We start from the raw sequence: 16,668 nt of genomic DNA on the forward strand, positions 1-16,668 counted from the left end.
TCCCCAATAGCCTAAAATCATTAAGCGTAGGTGGGGTGTGGCATATTGCTATTAATTGGCTTGCAAGCTGATTGCAAAAGATTTCCAAACTGCCCCAAGCTGAGGCCGGCCCTCTCACCAGTCAGGATGCGTCCTTTAGCTGAACATGCTGGCGATGATTCTGGCGTCCATCAGGGCGTGGTGAGGCAGTTCTTCCCCATCATTCATCGCTGGCAAAGTCGTGGCATCAGTGGGGAAATTCCTGACATTCCTAGGCCACTTTCCATCGTCATAGGCGAGCTCGCAAAACAGCTCCCAGTCGTATATAGGTGCGTCTGTGACAACCTCGAGCTCTTCGTCGTAGGTTGCCAGGAACCGCAGGAGCGCTGCTCTGGCCTCAATAATCGGCATGGCGTACTCACCGCCCCAGAGCTGTGGCAGCACAATCTCCTTCACGAACTCACTGCAGTCTTCTTCTCGCCAAGCGTCGACCACTTCAACGTAGAATTCCCGGCCATCCTGGCCGACCAGAGCCAGAGAGATCAGCTTCGCCTGGGCGGTGAGCTGGCTGAATTCACAATCTAGAAAGAGCCTCACGTAATTGGAACCTCTGCTATGACTAGGGCCCGCCTGAAGCTGTCTTAGGAAGGCTGCCTCTGGGAAATCGCCTTGGCGTATCTTGGCCCAGAAAAGCTGTTGGAAACGATTGTAGAGCTGTGGGACGGTGCCAGCACGCCCTCCCGGCCAACCGTCGAGCACCTATCCACCGACACGCTACCTGCACCTGTCGTGAATATACTGAAAATTGCCCAGCTGCGAGTCGGGGCCTTCGTTCCAGATCGCATGCCTATACCTGGAGTTGTCACGTTGTACGCCCGGCATGCAAGCGACCTCGCCGATGGGATTCTGGAAAGACTGCCGAGAGATGAGCTCACGCGAGCTATGAGGGGATCGCAGTTAGAAGTCGAACTTGGCTTGTGATGCCCACCTGCGGCATGGAGAAGTGATGTGACGATTGATCATCGACTGCGGAGCCTGGAGATCGCGAGGCGCAGAGCCCTGTGGGCGCTTGCCGACCTGCAGCCCGGAGACGCTCGCGCTGAAACGTTGCTGGCTGAACTTGAGGAGGTTGACCAGGCCCTGCTGGGAGTCGTGGGCGGTGATCAGCTCCCGGCCCAGGAGCTCGTCGATGTCGTCACCACGAAGCTCCACAACGGCGTTCAGCTGGTCGTCGAGGACAGCATCCCCGAGCCATGGCTGCAGCGCTTCCAAGCGGCAAGTGCTGGCTCTACCCGCCTGGCAGAGGGGCCCTATCTGCGCGATTTCGAGAAGTTCGTGGCCGTGTGGCACCAGGAGCTTGAGCACCTGAGTGCCCATCGCAGTAAGAGGTCGTGATGAAGAGAACGATCCTGGGCATGGCAGAGGCCGGCGAGCCGCTCTTGCAGCAGGCTCTCCAAGCCGTCCGGGCCCACCAGAAAGCGGTGGAGGAGGGGCGACCAGCAGGGGAGATTGAAAGGCTCCGCCTCGAGGCTGAGCACCTGTATCAAACCGTCATCGACTACCAGTTGCACAAGGCCGGCACGCTTGGGGAGACAGTACAGTAATCTCTGCAGGTCACCCTGTGTGAAGCTGCATGGTTTTTCGACCAACCTGTGCTGGGTAGCATTCGGTGAGCATCGTTTTCTTTCTTGTCTCTAGGTGAGCAGTGAATTCAACTCAGCAAAAAAAACGCCATCACTTTGTCCCCAAAGCGTATCTCAAAGCGTTCACGAATCAGGGGGGCCAAGTTTTCGTTTATCGTAAAGACAACCCTGGGCGGGCGCTCCCTGCCAAACCTGATACAACGCAATTTGAGCGCTATTATTATTCGCAACCGCTGCCCGAAGGCGGCCAGGACAATAACACCCTTGAGGATATCTTTTGTGAAGTAGAGTCCGCATGGCCGGCCCTCGTTGAAAGGTTGGCTAGGAAAGAGTCCATAAATGATGACATTGAACCCTTCATCCAGTTTGTTGCGTTACAGCGGGCTCGAGTGCCTGCGGCGCGAGATGCTTTTGAGGCGGGGTTGGCGGCAACCGTTAAGGACACGATGAAAGCTCTGGTGAGGAACGGAAAGCTTCCACCACCACCCCAAGGCTTCGAAGACATCCTCGACAAGGTCGAGGTGTCCATAGATCCTCATCAAAGCATTCATGCGATGCCTGGCCTTATAAAAAAAATCGGGGAGCTTTTTGATACTGTTGGTTTTGCCATTATTCATAACACTTCAGCCCTGCCGTTTCTCACAAGCGACAATCCAGTCGTTTGGTACGACCCATCAATCCCAATGGAAAGCCAGAATCCCTATACCATTTCCCCTGACGGGCCAATAGCGATCCAGTTCCCCATCAGTCCCAACATGATGTTGTTTGGTACTAAAGAATACCGAGAGGACTACTGCACGCAGGGGCTCTTGCATGGAGAGATACCAGGCGTTGAATGGGTGAATTATGTAAACACCCAAACCTGTCGCTTTGGCTATGGAGCTGTCATTGCCCAAAGTCTAGGACAGGAGGAAATTATTCAGGCGCATAGTGCGCTGTCTCCGGTGTTCGACCGCTCCTTGCTGGAGAGTGGCACCCAGACAGTATCAATAGGTAGATTCGTTTTTGGATCACGAGTAGCCAAGCCAAAGTGGATACCTTTTAAAGATGACTCAGTCTGAACTCGTGCCGAGTTCACGCGGATTCAAATCACCATGTTCACCGTGCGTCTGCCCGCCGGCGTTGAGCTGAGCACCTGCATCTCGACCTCTTGATGTTCATGCGCCCGTCAACGACGTCTTGATCTCGAGTGATCGTTCACGTAGTGCGACCTCACATTCACCGGCCTGTTACGCGTGTATCGAACGTGGCCGCTCCGGTAATGGCCGCTGACATGCTGAAGCGTCAACCACTCATGGAAGAAAGACATCGCCTGGGTGTGGCGCCGATACACCTCGGGCATGTACTGCTGTAGGTACACCGCAAGCGAGTCTTCCTTCACCTCGAAGTTGTAGACGCGCCAGTAGGCCTCGATGAGATCCTTGTTCCGGCGAAGGTAGTAGCGCCATAGCCAACCAGGGTTCGGCGTCTCGTACTGGAATTTGGCCAGAGCAGGTGCCTCATCCAGCGATGCCTTGAACCCCTCCGTCCAGATCAGGAGCAACAGCAGGGCTACCCCAGCGGCGGTTATGAAGGTCTTGTCGTAGATGAACGAGTAGATCGCTGCCGGCGAAGCCCAGTCCCACATGATCCAGCCGAACAGGAAGGCAGGCAGGAAGAATATCGGCATCAGGAACAGGCCGATTGCCAGACCAATCCAGGCGCAAATGATCTCTGGCAGCTTCGACCAAACGCTCGGCATGTGTTCCCTCCCTGGAAGCTGGCTGAACGGGTAGTTCTCGATGGTAGCGCAGCGGCTGATGCTCAGGGAATGGACGTCACGAGGAGGCCAGCGGGAGGGGCGTAAATGGCCAGGAGGAGGTAGGAGATGTGAGAGAGAACGAGGTGATGTGTATCCCAGAAACGAAAACCCCGGCTCGAGGCCGGGGCGGGTGTTTCGTGGTCTTTGCAAAGAGTCGTAAGCTTTCGCTCATTGGAGCTCAGTGCCAACCTGTGCGTGAATCTTATGAGTGGTTGACACCCATGTCAACCCCCCTTTATACAGGCGCCTCGCTGAAAGGAAGCCGAGCATGCCGCACACTGTCCAGTATAGACCCCAGCTGATCGACCAGCTCATCAGCTCTAACCGAATCGCCAGCTACAGCAAGGTATTTTCGACCAGTAATGACGCCGAGCTGGTGGGGGCCTACCTGTGGAACTCGCACGTTTGCTCCGCCCTTTACCCTCTTCTGAGCGCAGCAGAGGTCACTCTCAGAAACGCGGTCGATACGGCTCTGACTGCAGATCTTGGCAAATTTTGGTGGAAAAAGGGGGTACTGCAGTACAAGAGCTTCGTTCCTGGCATCGCCCAAGGCCCATACCCTGTGGAGCACCTGGCCAAGAATTTTTCGTCCGCTTTCTCTGCCGCCCAGCGGGAGCGCTCGAAGCGCACCGGTAAGCAGTTCAAGGGCGTACCAGACCATCATGAAATCGTCTCCAAAACCGAATTCTCGACCTGGGAGTTCATCCTGGAGAACGAGTACATGGGGAACAACCTGATTTGGCCGAAGAACCTGGGTCAGGTGTTCAGAGGCACGTGGCCTACCAGCGCGAACATGCTGCTTCACTGCAAGGATCGCGTCTCACTTGTCCGAAACTTCCGTAATCGCGTGTTCCATCACGAGCCCGCCTGGAAGCGGTTCGGTGTCGCTAATGAGCAGCAGGCGGTGACCCACCTGCACGAGAAGATCGGCAAAATCACCGAGATGATTTCCTGGATCTCGCCAGAGAAAATTGACCTTCTTGAGAAAAGCGGCGTGATCCGTACTGCCTATCGGGCCTGTTCTGTCGCCGAGATCGAGCGCTTCAAATACCAGTGCAAGACCAGCACGGTCAACAGCATGGCCAAGCTTCTCAAGGTCGCCGAGGCTGCCAGTTCCGGGAATGAAGTGGTTCAGATTGCGGTGTATGGGAGGCGCAAGCAGGTATACACCCTCCATCCTGCCTAATGCACTGAGAGCAGCCAGAGCGTACCTGCTCTGGCTGCGGGCGAAGCGTATAGGGCCTACGGGGTCACTTGGGGGCAACGTAGTAGCGCACCGAAGACTCCAGGAAGCGCTTGTTGAGGTACTCCGGTGTAAGTTGGCCGGCCTCTTGGAGCTTGGCGAGCAGCTTCTCGTCAAGCAGCACAAGCTCCGGGCTCACGGGCAGTGCCATGAAGCGCTTTTCGTACAGGGCTACGTTCGAATCGGGCAGAATGAATTTCTCCCCTGTCGTCGTGAAAGGCACCCATACAGTGTCCTTCAGCAGCTCGCGCCCCCTGATGAAGAACTGTGTGAGCGCCACACCCACAACCATGCGGGCTGTAGCATGTGGGTCACCAGTTCCATTGAAGATTCGGACGGTGTCATTTACCTGCTCAATCTCATCTTTTTCAAGCTGTGCTTGCGAGGGTATGCATGGCGGCGGCTCCATGATCGAGTCGTAGAGCGGCCTTTCTTTGGCTACGCAGTAAGCCCGTGCTGCCAACATGACGAAATACTCGGTGACGATGGGAGATCTCTCGATGCTCCCGCTCCTACGGAAACCATCTATCTGCTTTAAGTAATTGTCTTCGGTCGACTTGATCATTCCCTGCTCGGCAGGCTGATCCCATAGCCTAGCAACTACAAAGGCGCTCTTGGGCGAGCGTGCTATGGGGTCGCCACCCCCCTTTTTGTGGATGGTGAGGAGGTTCTCATCTCCCAGCCATTCTTTCAGGTGGGCTTGGGGAATTACGTGCTGATTGACCGTGATTCTGTTCGGGTTTCTGACGAGATTGCCGTTTTCATCAAATGTTTCGCTGGGAGCTTGGTGAGGAGAGTGGTCTTTTTGGTACATGCTAGGGGCCCATTATTTTTTCGGAGTCGACGTGTAGCTATTCGCCCGCCGCATTGTGATTAAAGCGCGCCATGCTTTTGCAACAGGTTATCGAGTACCTCCCATGCGTCGCTGGTAAGGCTTTTCCACTGCGACAGGGAAAGGTTGTGTAGATTCGAGCGGATGAACTGCATTTGTTGACGTCGGCCATCCCTGTTGCACCTAGTGTACGCCTCCAGTTTTTGTGGGTTGAGCTCGAAATGTTGGTAGCTCAAGAGCATCGTATTTAGCTGCCGCTGTTGGTACATGATGCGGGTCAAAGGCACCTGCTCATCGGTCTCGATCTCGCGCCCATTCACGAGGTCGACATCTTTGACGTCTGGCACTCTGAGGTCATGCTTTTCGCGGGTGCAGTAGCTCCAAGCAAAGTGCAGCGCGCACATGTTGAGTAGGGCGCCTTCCTTCACGCTGTGCTCCACGCCGTTCAGCTTTTCCCAATCGAGTACCCAGGTGGCTTGGAAGTAGAAGCGCTCCAGGTGCTGTCGTTTCAGGGTGCGCCAGGCTTCTTCGCCGGGGAACCTGTCCTGTGAGAGTTGCATTAACAGCCAGTCTTTGAAGTCTGCTTTTTCAAGGTAAGCAGGAATGCGGCGGTTCCCTTTCTGTTTAAGGCCACGGGTTAGCCTAGAAAGGCTCTGGGTGGCTATCTGCTCCAAGCGCTCGTACTCGAGAATTTCCCAGTGAGAGCGATTCACCATGCTGGCCAGCAGCAGCCTTGCAGAGAGCGAGTCCTTTGTCGTGGTTGCTGCAGCCTCAAGCAGGGGGCGTAGGGCGTTGCTGGAAAGCTCGGTAATACGTTTATGTGCCTTGTTGGCAGCAGCTTCGATCTCGTTATCAGGCACACCGTCCAGAGGCTTGATCAGAAGTTGTGATAGGAATTTCCATGCCAGAATGAGCCTTTGGTGTGTCTCATAAAGTTTGAGGTCTGGCATCGAGCAGAGCAGGGGATCGCAGGCTTCCAGCAAGTCGCCATAGCTCTGCCTTTCATCGTCACGCAAGCGCCCATATAGCTCAGTGAGGAACCGGCGTTTGGCGTCCGCCAGCCTCTCAATTTGGGCCGCTGCGTCACGAAGATGCTGCGGAACCGCTATGGCATTGTTCTTCTCCAGGGCGTTCAGCAGGACGGCGCCCATCGGAGCTATCAGGCTCGACTGGTAGCTACTCTCTGACTCCACGCCCTCTGGAGCGACAAGCAGCAGTTGGCTCGACCACTGCAAGTATTCACCGGACATAATCGTGCATGTCTCGATGTACGCTTTAAGCTCAGTTTCGTAGGTCGCTCGCTCAGCTTCATTCAGGCTGTCGAGGTACGCCTGGTAGGCGCCCTCATCAAGGCCAAGAATTTCTTTGAGGCTCTGGATAGCGCGGCTCTTCCGAGCCAGCTCTCCATCAGCGAGCTTCTGGGCTCCCTTGTCATGCATTGGTCTTCACCGGATTTTGTTAGAAGGCAGGAATCGCTTCAGATTGCGCTTCGAGGATTGCTCGAGTGCGCTTGCCCAGCTCCTGGCCGCCGAGCACGCCCACAGTGTACTCATCCACCGTGATGGCTTGGCGCATGGCGTCACGGAAGCAGGTGCCCGGCTTCACATCCTGGATCGCCTGAGCAAGGGCGTTCAGGTACTCGGGCTCCGAGTGGCTCTGGCGCGCTTGCTGGAGATGATAGGAGTCGCTACCTGCTGTCCAGGCAAAGGAAAGGGTTTTCTTGAACATGAATTACCTCGGCGTTTCGGTTGGTTGGAATTGCGACGCCAGTGTCGTCCAAACCGCCATTCGCCTTCGCTCAAGGAATCCGATTTAATTTTTTCGCATGATTCGAGTGCTGCCTCAGCCCTTGCGCCACAGCCGTTCTGGAAGCTTGCTACCCTGAGATTTGTGGGCAAAGCGCAAGCGGAGCGCGCCGGCCCACGAAGGGCCAGAGGCTTGAGGATGGAAGCCCGCAGGGCCAAAACCGGGCGCAGCCGGGGTTTGGTTCACGACAGCTGTGCCCGCAGGGCCGAGCCAGCAAGCTTGCGGATTCAAGAAATCCCTAGAGCCCTCGCCACGCCTGGCTTACAGCGAGGAAGTCTCCTGGTTTTTTCGGATTTCTTTGCGGATTTTTCCCCACACCGTGCGCATGTCACGGAACCTCGGGCGGCACAAGTCTACAGGCCGGCTTGCCGTTCTTGGTGATCACAAACGAGTGCCCCTGCTGGAGGAGCTTCATGATCCTCCGGAAACGCCGCCTCGCCTGCGTTGCGCTGATCACCTGCATTCTGAAGCCCTCACTCTCGCAGAACGGAGTTGAAGGTGGTCAGCTCTTCAGCCGCCACCCCCAGTTCACTCACATTTCAGGATGGATGTCGTCGAAGAAGTTGACGTCCAGCTCGAACTCCAAGGTGCCGAAGCGGGCCAGCAGATCATCCCGCAAAGCTCCCTCGGCATACGACTCAACGTCCACAGAGTAGCTGTAGATCATCCCGTCATCAGAGGTGTGCGCGGTAACTTCGGCATCTGCCAGAAGCTCGGCATCCTCCAGGGATATCCGGAGCTCACTCGCCAGCGCTTGCGCCATGCTACTCCGGGGACGGTTCTCCTCGGCTTCGGGGGCCTGCTGCTGCGCCATGTACTCCCATTCAGTCCTGCGATCACGGTCTGCATCCGTTTCGCTGCCGGTGATGGAAACACCGTCTTCCCCGAGCGACCACTTGCCATCCCGCCGAATCAGATCAATCTCCGCCTGGAGGAAGAAAGCCGTACCGTAGTAGACCCGATCAGGATCCTGCTTACCTTTCCAGGTGATTGACATGTCCAACCTAAGCACACCAGTCGCATCGTCATAGGCGGCTGACTCTACCTCGTATTCGTCGATAGCGAACTCGTTGGCGTTGGTCTCGGCCATGGGGCCGGAAAGCAGATCCTCCAGCTCTTGATCCAGCTCGGAGAACACATCGTCCTCGTGGAGGGCGTCCTTGAAGTCACGCACGCCAAAGGCGGCGAGCATCAGCCGAGGATCCGTGGGGTTTCGCCGGGCGACGACAACGAGCTCGTGGTACTCCTCGAACCCTGCCTGACGCGCAAGCGCTTCTTGGGCAGCAGAAAGCTTCATGTCGTGTTCACGAGCATGCTGCTTGGCTTGCGATTTGATGATGCTGAGAGGGGAAAAATCGGACATAGCAAAGTCTCCAAAACCATTCGACGCTTTGGTTACCGATTGCCTGTTCACCGGGCAGCGCCTGGTTAGGGACATGCCGATGTAAAACGAAAGGGTGTATCTACGATGGGCTATTGCTTCGCGAAACAGGCGCCAGGCGACCATCACCGCCTGCCCCTGATCATAGGTCAGGCAAATTCGCTCCGCAATAGTCCACGCAGGCGGAGCGCGCCGACCCAGGGAGGGGCCAGAGGCGTGTGGATGGACGCCCGACAGGGCCAAAACCGGGCGAAGCCGGGGTTTGGTTCACGACAGCCGTACCCCGCCGGGGGCACGTCCAAACGCGCAATCTTTCACGACGCTGACGCCGGCCATCTCCTGCACCTCGGATTGGATTGACCAACCTCCCATGAAACGCTTAACTGTATGCATATACAGTTAGACACATATCGTCATGTTCACCATCCTTGGCCCACTCGATCCCAGTACCACAGAGCTCCCTCTGTACTCATTTCAAGTACCTGCAGGCTTTCCCTCCCCTGCTGCAGACCACATGGAGAAATGAATTTCCCTCGACGAGCTGTTCGACATTCGAGCACCGCATATCTACCTCGTCAGGTCGATGGTGACAGCATGATTGGAGCCGGCATCTACTCTGGTGACCTCGTCTTGGTCGACCGCTCCGTGCCGCCAGAGCCAGGCCACATCGTGATCGCGGTGGTGAACTGTGAGCCACTGTGTAAGCGCCTCGCTCGTGAGGGCAGTCAAGTGGTGCTACGGTCTGAAAAACCACGCTACCCCTCTAGGTACTTGCTGGAAGGTGAAGAGCTTGAGATCTGGGGTGTTGTGACCTACAGCGTGCGCAGCCATGCAAAGCTCTGACCGCGTCTTTGTCCTCATCGATTGCAACAGCTTCTACGCCAGCTGTGAGCGAGTATTCCGGCTCGACCTGCGGCACAAGTCCGTCGTCGTCCTGAGCAACAACGACGGCTGTGTAATCGCTCGCTCAGCTGGCGCCAAGCCCTGGATCAAAATGGGTGAGCCCTTTTTTCAGATCAAGGACAAGCTCCGCAAGCACGGCATAGTGGCGTGCTCGTCCAATTACGAGCTGTACGGCGACATGTCCCAACGCGTCATGACCGTTATCGAGTCAATGGTGCCTGGGGCATGCGACGGGAGATGATGAGCCAAAGCTTCACGACCAAAATGGACGAACTCTGGACGGTGTACTGTCGGTAAAAGGGGCGATCACAGATTGCTTAAGTACGCCAGTTGCTGAAGGCTATGAATTTGATTTGCCCGATTTTAGTGGCTACCGCTACTATCGCCACAATAAGTTAGTCAGAGTTGGAGTAAAAAATGACAGATCTGTGGGAGCCAGTAGGTGGCGTATTTTGGAGCACAACCCCCTGGCTGGCCAGGTTTGAGAGTATTCAAAATCTCGGTGACTCGTCTTTTTTTGTGACGGTCTTCGGTGCTCTTGCTGGGGCTTATTTCGGTGCATGGGCAGCACAGCGCAACGCTGAGCGAAGCAAGCTCCGAGATGAGCTCAAAAAGGAAATACGAGCAGTAAACTCTGCCTTAGTAGTCACTGCATCTGTAGTCAACGTCTCTTACGCCTTAAAAAAACAGCACATCAAGCCGTTAAAAGATTCGTATGACAATGACTGTCAGCGATTTGAGACTTACAAGGCCAACAATAGAGTCGGCATCCCCCAGGCCCCATTTGAGCTACAAGCCAACTTTCTTTCACTTCAAGAGTTAACCCCTCCTATAGGAGCACTTAAAGATATTGTGATGGGTAAGCTTTCTGCGACAGGACGGGCATTGGCTGCACTATCAACGCTGGCTGAAGCTTTGGAAAGTCTAAACTACAGAATATCAAAGCGGAATGACTTTATGGAGCGAATCAAGGTTGGCGACTTGCCGCCTGGCGCACAAGCACACCACATGTATTTCGGCATTCCATATGCACCAGATCAGTGTAATGGTGAGTGTGGCGGTTATATTGAGGCGCTAGCTCTTCACACAGATAGCTCGATATTCTTTGGAGTAAAACTATTCCAAGACCTGGAGAAACATGGCGCTCGGCTGGCTAAAAAACATAAAGAGATATTTGGCGGCGCGGCCCCGTCTATTACAAGCGCAGACTGGTCAAAGGGGACAGAGGAAGGAATGATACCAAAAGATGAGGAGTATGAAAGCTGGCTGTCTGGATTTACCGAAAAAGACACCATAAATAACAGCAAGTATAAAAACATAAAATCCAAAATTTTACGCTATTGCGGAAAATTATAATAAACAAACAAAACTGGCAATTACGAGACTCGAAAGCCCAAACAGCGAAGAAAATTCAATTACGACTGACTTTCAAGATCCTCCCACTCCTTGTAAACCATTAGAATTGGTTTATACGTGCTCGTAACAGGATTGAAATGCTCCTGGAAATCCTGACTCTCCACAAGCTGTCTAATTTCAGTCCTATATGACTTTTTAAATCGAATCTTGTCAACTTTGCCATCAATGTACTTTGAACAGGCGAAATCGTAATGATTCACAAGGGACTGCTCAGCAGATGCCATGATTTTTCTGAATAGCACGAGGTTAGCGGCTTCCTCAATTGAGATATTATCAGCATTTTCCTTCACAACTAGAGGAACCATAACCACAGACACTTCATTTATTTTTGCTTTCGCCCCCTCAATTGATTGACTGATGCCTGTTTCAACCATGGCGCTCTGCAAATTCAGATTTTCTTGTGCAATTAAATTTGCATTCTTACTAGAAGCCCTCGCAAAGTACACAGCACCCACAGAAACAATCATGCTAATAGCGGCAATTACATCACTCAATTTAATTTCCATCAACCTGCTCGCTTTTTCATCGCACTGATGACATCAAGAACATCGCTATTATTCGAAGCTGCAGTGCCGCGAATAGACTCGGAAATTACATATTTATTATTATCTTCAAGGCTAGGCTCTTGCCTAACAAGCTGCTCGAGCTCATCAAGAATGTCGAGCTTAGTTTTTCTTTCAATTCTCTGCCGATTTGAGGTGTAAACCAGCTGATTTAGGTCACGCTCAATCTTTTCGAAAACGGGGCCTAAGTTTTTTGCCTCAAGTAACCAGTTAAAATACTCTCTAGCTTTATCACTTTGTGACGCCATTGACAGATCTCCTTGAGATACCCTAGATGCGCCGTTCTGGAGGGCGCCCCTAAGCGAGCTTCGACGGTAACAGAGTGCTCCGGCCTCCGATCAGGGCATGCTTTATACCGCTAGTCATGCTGGAATGCCAGCATCTGCGGCACGCGTTGAATGCACCATGACTAACGCAATAGCCTTTAGCAGGGTTAGGTGCGTGAAGCCTGAATGTGAGCCAAAAGCTCAGGCGCCCGACAGCTCAGCTTCGAAGGTGTGGTGCGCTTGAACGAATGGGTCTGTCAGGACAGGCCAATCGAGGGCCTGCCCTTGGCAGGGTAGTGAAGATGCTCAGTCCGCGAAGTCAGAGCCAGGTAAAAATCGTTCAGATGCTCCCCGGGCCCAGTCATCGTTCCTGTGATCCATGTGTAGCTTGCCTTCTTCAATCCAGATCACACCCTCTGAACGTCGGCGAGAAGCATGCTCATTTTCACCACCTGGCCACGCAGCACGTTCTGCGACAAATACCCAAATGTAGTCGAGCCCGTCCTCATCAAGGAAAGCCTGGAAGAGCTCTTGGTCAATGAATGCATACGAACCGTCACCGGGGCTCCTACCACACACAAAACGAACTGCCCCAGCGCTATCCACATAAGCATTGCGGTTGTCACTCATGGGCCTCAGGCCCAGACGATGCGCGAGCCAGGGTGCGGGCAAAAGCGCATGAGCACCTTCAGGCATAGAGGCATCCAAGTGGGACTCCCAGTGATAACGGAAGCATGGGAATGCCACGGCAATCTCGGCTGACTCGCTGAAATGCTGCGTTTCCCACTGAAACTGAGCCCAGGTTGATCGCCATGGGGCCTCTAACAGGTAGCCATCATCTGTGGCGTTTCGAGTCGACCATTCATCCACCCGAATGTTTTCCTGCTTCCTTATAAAGCCCCTTAGTGCATCCGAGTCCTGCTTTTTGACGATAACCGGAAGCAGGAAGCGCCACTCCTGGGTTCTTAAGCCATGCTGCCGCCTACTGTCGTCGTCATAACGATCTGACACCGAACGATGTTCATGCAGGACGACCCAGCTCTTCCCCGCAAGATCCGACCGGGTGATGTAGTTGGGCATGCATGTCGAGGGGTCTTCCCAGAAGGGCCACTTACCCACTTCGGGCTCAGCAACTGGCTGCAGGTGAATCTTATGGTGTTCAATTTGGTCACCCAAATTGGGTTCAGACTCTTCGGATAGCAGAATGGTAGGATCAATGTCTCTATGAAAGCCTATATCGAGAGGGCCAGTGTACCGACGAGAACCGTGACTCTTTTTCTCAGCCATCCAATAGTTGTCCGCAAGACTGCACAGCAATTCATCAAGCGCGAGCCATTGGTACTTTTTGCCGATTCGCTCACCGGCTGGTCGTTCACGACCATGGTTATGATGATAACTTCGATCATCAGGGAACAGCTTTTTCGTCCAGCCATAATCATAGGCTCGCTTGGCAATCCAGCGCTGAGCGGAGGGAACATCGATGTGAGTCACCCTTTCTGGCTCGTCCTGGTTGGTGTCAAAACTCACCCTGAACTCTTCAAAGTATCTACGCTTTTCATCCTCATTTAGATTAAATAAAAGTAAGCTCTCAACCTGTTTAAAGGTCGCAGCTGCTTCCTTTATTTCCTGTTGGCTACGACGTGCCCTGAGATCTCTGAATCGATTTGGCTTAGTATCTTGCAATAGCTTGAAGCACCTGACTCGATCCTCTGAGCAGCTTATCACCTCCTCTATAAATAAATCATATCGCTCATCATTAGTAAGCGGTTCTGAAGCAGACAATAGGACATCAACAAAAGAAGTAACACGCGGTCGGATTTCATAATCACCGAAATCCCCGCCCCACTCTCCACATGAAGAAAGAATTTCAGAGCCGCCAGCTTTTTTAGCTACAGCCTTGAGCTCCTCTTCAGTGACCGCTAAAAGGATGGGGTTTGATTTATAAGGCGGCATTACTTTTGAAAGATCTATTACATCATCTAGGGCATCCTGATATTGCGCTAGATGGACAATGCCCAAGGCGGAATCGCGTAGCAGGATGGATGCAGGTACGCGATCACGATCAAATACTGTTTGGTACGCAACCCTGGAAAAAATACGAACACGACGTCGGTCAGGATCTACGCAACATGCCCCATACGCCGCAGAGTGAATTCGCTCATGGACGTATAAATCATCGACATCTGCAAAATCTCCACAGAGCTTCTCGTAGAGGCCAATGTTATGCCGCATCAAGGAGGATAGCGCTTTGGTTGCTTTGTCTCTAATTTCACGGTAGGTACTTGTGGTTAACCAAGCCATCGTGAGAGCAGACAGGTATTGAATATCAGAGGATGTGTGTTCACTTTGCTCAAAAGCACACCATTCGATAAGTCGCTGAGTAACACTGTCATCGTCTGTGGCGAGCGAGTTCACCTTGCGCGTCCAGAATGCATCGCGCTCTGGCATGGTGAGGCTGGACAGAGTCTGATGCAGAGCCAATGCATTCCAAGGATGGCCTGCGCTCGCGCTCACTTGGATCAGGATCTCAAAGTAATCCTCATCGAAATCCAGGAAGGTTTCATAGATCTCCCGTGTGCGTTCATTGAAAGCTTCATTACTTCGCCATCGCAGGCTTTCAATGAATGCATCTCTCGCAGGCTCGTCATTGATCCAAATGTCCAGCTCACCTGGCAAAGCATCGATGAGCTCAATTCCAAACCGTTCGGGTAACTGCACCGAGAGTGCTTGGGTCAGCCCGTTCCACTCCCAGTCCAGTCCTTCGCCATCATGAACAAACTCCAGAATTCCCTCGGCCAAAGCATGCACAGGGTCTTCAATCGCGGCCAGCAAAGCAGCTGCCATCAAGTAATCCTGCAACCTCTGAAAGCTAAAGCGGACAACCTCGTCAGGATTGTCAAAATCATCGGGATCAGGGAAGTCAGGATGAGGATCCAACCTAAATAGCCCGTTTCTAGTAAGAATATCGAACCAGCTAACTTCATTTGGAGCAGGAAAAGCTGAAAATTTATCAGCCGCGATTTTTGTCGCTAAACCCCTCTCGATAAAATCCGAACGGTTTGCTGCCATCAATGAAGCGACAGCTGTCAAGGTTGCAAAAGTGGGCTTAACGAGATCATCGCTACCATCGCGACCAGCTCCTAGATTCTTTGCAATATTTTCAATATAGAAGGAAAATACCTTCCTAGTTCCGATTAGACCTTTCGGGAACCACTTTTGATTTGCTTTCTTGAGTGCTATACATGCACTCCTCAGAAACAACGGGTTGACGAACTCTACTGCTAGCCATGGAGTATCTGGCTGCGAAATCCCTCGTTTACCGAGGTACATCCTTGCAGCTCTAGCCTGTTCGTAAGATGTTACAAACCCACGAACCTCGACTGCTGAAACCCATTGCTCGACCGACTCAGGTACAACATAGGCCTTGTATTCCGTCCTGCAGCTGAAGACAACGACCAAGTTTGGAAATTTTTCCACCCTTGCGATGAACCCGGCTAGCTCATGCCGCCAGAGTTTATATCCTGGCCCTTCATTTATAGCGTCGATCAAGATCAAACCGCGACGTTTCGAGGCTTCAGCGGACGCGCTGAGCGCCTGAAGGAACGTATCAGGAGTCGCGTCTGTGACACCAACCCGCCGCATTATTTGATTCCATATATCATCTTTAGTGAGCTGTTGCCCTAGAATCAAAATAGCAGAAGCACCAGTGTTAATTGCTTCCTCAGCAATACGGCCTAATAAATGCGACTTGCCACTTCCGGCTTTCCCGTACAAAAGTATGCTTTTTTTTGTCTCGGACGCGACATCTCGTCTCCTGAGGAAACCTCGCAATGCTCTGATGGCGCTTGCTAAGGCCTCAAGCTTCGACTCTCTATGTGAGTCATCTCGACTGGTGCGCCAAAAACGAATATTGAGTTGATTTACTGCATCGAGGACTTGATCTGTTACTTCTAACGTATCTCTAACAGGCCATGCGCGCCATGGATCATCATCAAAGCGCGACTGAAACTGAAGTAATCTCCCTATACCGTTTTCAATAAATTCAATAGACTCTTGCTCGGTCTCGCCCACCTTGGCTTGACCATCACCAATGCCACCTGCAGACGAGATCGCTCCAAAAATGTCGCTGACCTCTTGAATTATTTCGAAACTTCGAAGCTTTACCTTGAATAGCCGCTCCGATGAAACTTCAACATGATCATCGGAATGATACCTTTCTTCCAGAGATGTGACCGCGATCTCTAAGTTATCAGCGAACCATTGGGCGGAAAACTCAACATCCCCGAACCAATATCTTCTTAGCCCTTCAGCAGAAGGCTGAATCAGCCGATCAGTCAACTCAAATGCCGTCCAGGGCACGAATTGCACACATCGCCCATCCGGTACTAGCGCCTCCCATTTGGCCTTTCTAGCTGTCCAGTTATCCCAGCCAGTTTTACCGTTGACCTGCTTGCCCGTTCTATCGGTCAAGTCGCAGGGTAATGCCACGATATACGCAGTGAGGTTGGGATGAGTCTTGAGCGCCTGCCGCACAGAGTCATCCAAGTTTGTCCAGTTGATCTCACTAGACTTCAGATAGTATTTGGCTTGGTAGCCAATCTCAGCGCCGCCTGGCAGCACCCAGTAGGCCTCTATACCACCATCCCCACCTGAACCGTTCACTCGCCTGAACTCAGCGCCAGCGACCTGAGGCTCACGTCGAGCTAACTGGCAAACGAGTTCCTCGAAGGCTAGGTGCTTACCTGAGTCCTTGCCCCTGATACGTGTGTAATCCATGCGGTTATCCGTAGCCAAATTCGGTGGGTGGCACATTGCCTTGAAACGAGTCTATCCGT

16 protein-coding genes and 2 pseudogenes are annotated in these 16,668 nt (G+C 53.0%); 8 read left to right on the forward strand and 10 right to left on the reverse strand.

What is annotated here, in order from left to right; all coding sequences use genetic code 11:
- Positions 1–135: 135 nt before the first annotated feature.
- Positions 136–576: a 3'-5' exoribonuclease gene (locus tag N8H74_RS19930; RefSeq protein ID WP_262149688.1), complete on the reverse strand. Its 441-nt coding sequence runs from the start codon at positions 574–576 to the stop codon at positions 136–138.
- 411 nt (positions 577–987) lie between these two features.
- Here N8H74_RS19930 and N8H74_RS19935 point away from each other — a divergent pair, with 411 nt between their 5' ends.
- The 3 genes from N8H74_RS19935 (at position 988) to N8H74_RS19945 (ending at position 2,683) form a co-directional block, all read left to right on the forward strand.
- Positions 988–1,374: a hypothetical protein gene (locus tag N8H74_RS19935; protein WP_262149690.1), complete on the forward strand. Its 387-nt coding sequence runs from the start codon at positions 988–990 to the stop codon at positions 1,372–1,374.
- Positions 1,374–1,583 carry a hypothetical protein gene (locus N8H74_RS19940; RefSeq protein ID WP_262149692.1) on the forward strand — a complete coding sequence of 70 codons (210 nt, stop codon included), beginning with the start codon at positions 1,374–1,376 and terminating at the stop codon, positions 1,581–1,583. The genes N8H74_RS19935 and N8H74_RS19940 overlap by 1 nt, the downstream gene beginning before the upstream one ends.
- Positions 1,584–1,684: 101 nt before the next feature.
- Complete coding sequence (locus N8H74_RS19945) at positions 1,685–2,683, forward strand: DUF4238 domain-containing protein (RefSeq protein WP_262149694.1); 999 nt, start codon at positions 1,685–1,687, stop codon at positions 2,681–2,683.
- A 107-nt stretch (positions 2,684–2,790) separates the two neighbouring features.
- On the opposite strand, the gene N8H74_RS19950 is transcribed toward N8H74_RS19945, so the two are convergent.
- Entirely contained in the window at positions 2,791–3,363 is a 573-nt protein-coding gene (locus N8H74_RS19950; RefSeq protein ID WP_262149696.1) for a hypothetical protein, read from the reverse strand.
- A 328-nt stretch (positions 3,364–3,691) separates the two neighbouring features.
- On the opposite strand from N8H74_RS19950, the gene N8H74_RS19955 reads away from it, so the two are divergent.
- Positions 3,692–4,609, forward strand: a complete 918-nt coding sequence (locus N8H74_RS19955; protein ID WP_262149698.1) for a CAAX protease — start codon at positions 3,692–3,694, stop codon at positions 4,607–4,609.
- A gap of 64 nt (positions 4,610–4,673) precedes the next feature.
- Here N8H74_RS19955 and N8H74_RS19960 read toward each other — a convergent pair whose 3' ends face one another.
- The 5 genes from N8H74_RS19960 to N8H74_RS19980 form a co-directional block, all read right to left on the reverse strand.
- Entirely contained in the window at positions 4,674–5,480 is an 807-nt protein-coding gene (locus N8H74_RS19960) for a DUF4238 domain-containing protein (RefSeq protein ID WP_262149701.1), read from the reverse strand.
- A gap of 59 nt (positions 5,481–5,539) precedes the next feature.
- Positions 5,540–6,937, reverse strand: coding sequence for a hypothetical protein (locus N8H74_RS19965; protein ID WP_262149703.1), 1,398 nt, complete (start codon positions 6,935–6,937; stop codon positions 5,540–5,542).
- A gap of 19 nt (positions 6,938–6,956) precedes the next feature.
- Positions 6,957–7,226, reverse strand: a complete 270-nt coding sequence (locus tag N8H74_RS19970) for a hypothetical protein (RefSeq protein ID WP_262149704.1) — start codon at positions 7,224–7,226, stop codon at positions 6,957–6,959.
- A 406-nt stretch (positions 7,227–7,632) separates the two neighbouring features.
- On the reverse strand, positions 7,633–7,767 hold the full coding sequence (locus N8H74_RS19975; protein WP_081322808.1) for a type II toxin-antitoxin system Phd/YefM family antitoxin: 135 nt from the start codon (positions 7,765–7,767) through the stop codon (positions 7,633–7,635).
- Positions 7,768–7,836: 69 nt separating this feature from the next.
- Positions 7,837–8,667 carry a hypothetical protein gene (locus tag N8H74_RS19980; protein ID WP_262149707.1) on the reverse strand — a complete coding sequence of 277 codons (831 nt, stop codon included), beginning with the start codon at positions 8,665–8,667 and terminating at the stop codon, positions 7,837–7,839.
- Positions 8,668–9,211: 544 nt separating this feature from the next.
- Here N8H74_RS19980 and N8H74_RS19985 point away from each other — a divergent pair.
- The 4 genes and pseudogenes from N8H74_RS19985 to N8H74_RS20000 all read left to right on the forward strand — a co-directional run bounded on the left by N8H74_RS19985 (position 9,212) and on the right by N8H74_RS20000 (position 10,944).
- Positions 9,212–9,528 (forward strand): annotated as a pseudogene (locus N8H74_RS19985) (S24 family peptidase).
- A pseudogene (locus N8H74_RS19990) lies at positions 9,515–9,808 on the forward strand (DNA polymerase V subunit UmuC); the annotation flags it as partial. The pseudogenes N8H74_RS19985 and N8H74_RS19990, both read left to right, overlap by 14 nt.
- A gap of 20 nt (positions 9,809–9,828) precedes the next feature.
- Positions 9,829–9,885 carry a hypothetical protein gene (locus N8H74_RS19995; RefSeq protein WP_262149777.1) on the forward strand — a complete coding sequence of 19 codons (57 nt, stop codon included), beginning with the start codon at positions 9,829–9,831 and terminating at the stop codon, positions 9,883–9,885.
- 120 nt (positions 9,886–10,005) lie between these two features.
- Entirely contained in the window at positions 10,006–10,944 is a 939-nt protein-coding gene (locus N8H74_RS20000; RefSeq protein ID WP_262149709.1) for a hypothetical protein, read from the forward strand.
- A gap of 59 nt (positions 10,945–11,003) precedes the next feature.
- Here N8H74_RS20000 and N8H74_RS20005 read toward each other — a convergent pair whose 3' ends face one another.
- The 3 genes from N8H74_RS20005 to N8H74_RS20015 form a co-directional block, all read right to left on the reverse strand.
- Positions 11,004–11,510, reverse strand: a complete 507-nt coding sequence (locus N8H74_RS20005) for a hypothetical protein (RefSeq protein WP_262149711.1) — start codon at positions 11,508–11,510, stop codon at positions 11,004–11,006.
- Positions 11,510–11,815 carry a hypothetical protein gene (locus tag N8H74_RS20010; protein WP_262149713.1) on the reverse strand — a complete coding sequence of 102 codons (306 nt, stop codon included), beginning with the start codon at positions 11,813–11,815 and terminating at the stop codon, positions 11,510–11,512. Before N8H74_RS20010 ends, N8H74_RS20005 begins: the two co-directional genes overlap by 1 nt.
- 324 nt (positions 11,816–12,139) lie before the next feature.
- Complete coding sequence (locus tag N8H74_RS20015; RefSeq protein WP_262149715.1) at positions 12,140–16,609, reverse strand: ATP-binding protein; 4,470 nt, start codon at positions 16,607–16,609, stop codon at positions 12,140–12,142.
- Positions 16,610–16,668: the final 59 nt, after the last annotated feature.

The sequence above is a fragment of the Pseudomonas sp. B2M1-30 genome (assembly GCF_025447575.1).
GTDB lineage: Bacteria > Pseudomonadota > Gammaproteobacteria > Pseudomonadales > Pseudomonadaceae > Aquipseudomonas > Aquipseudomonas botevensis.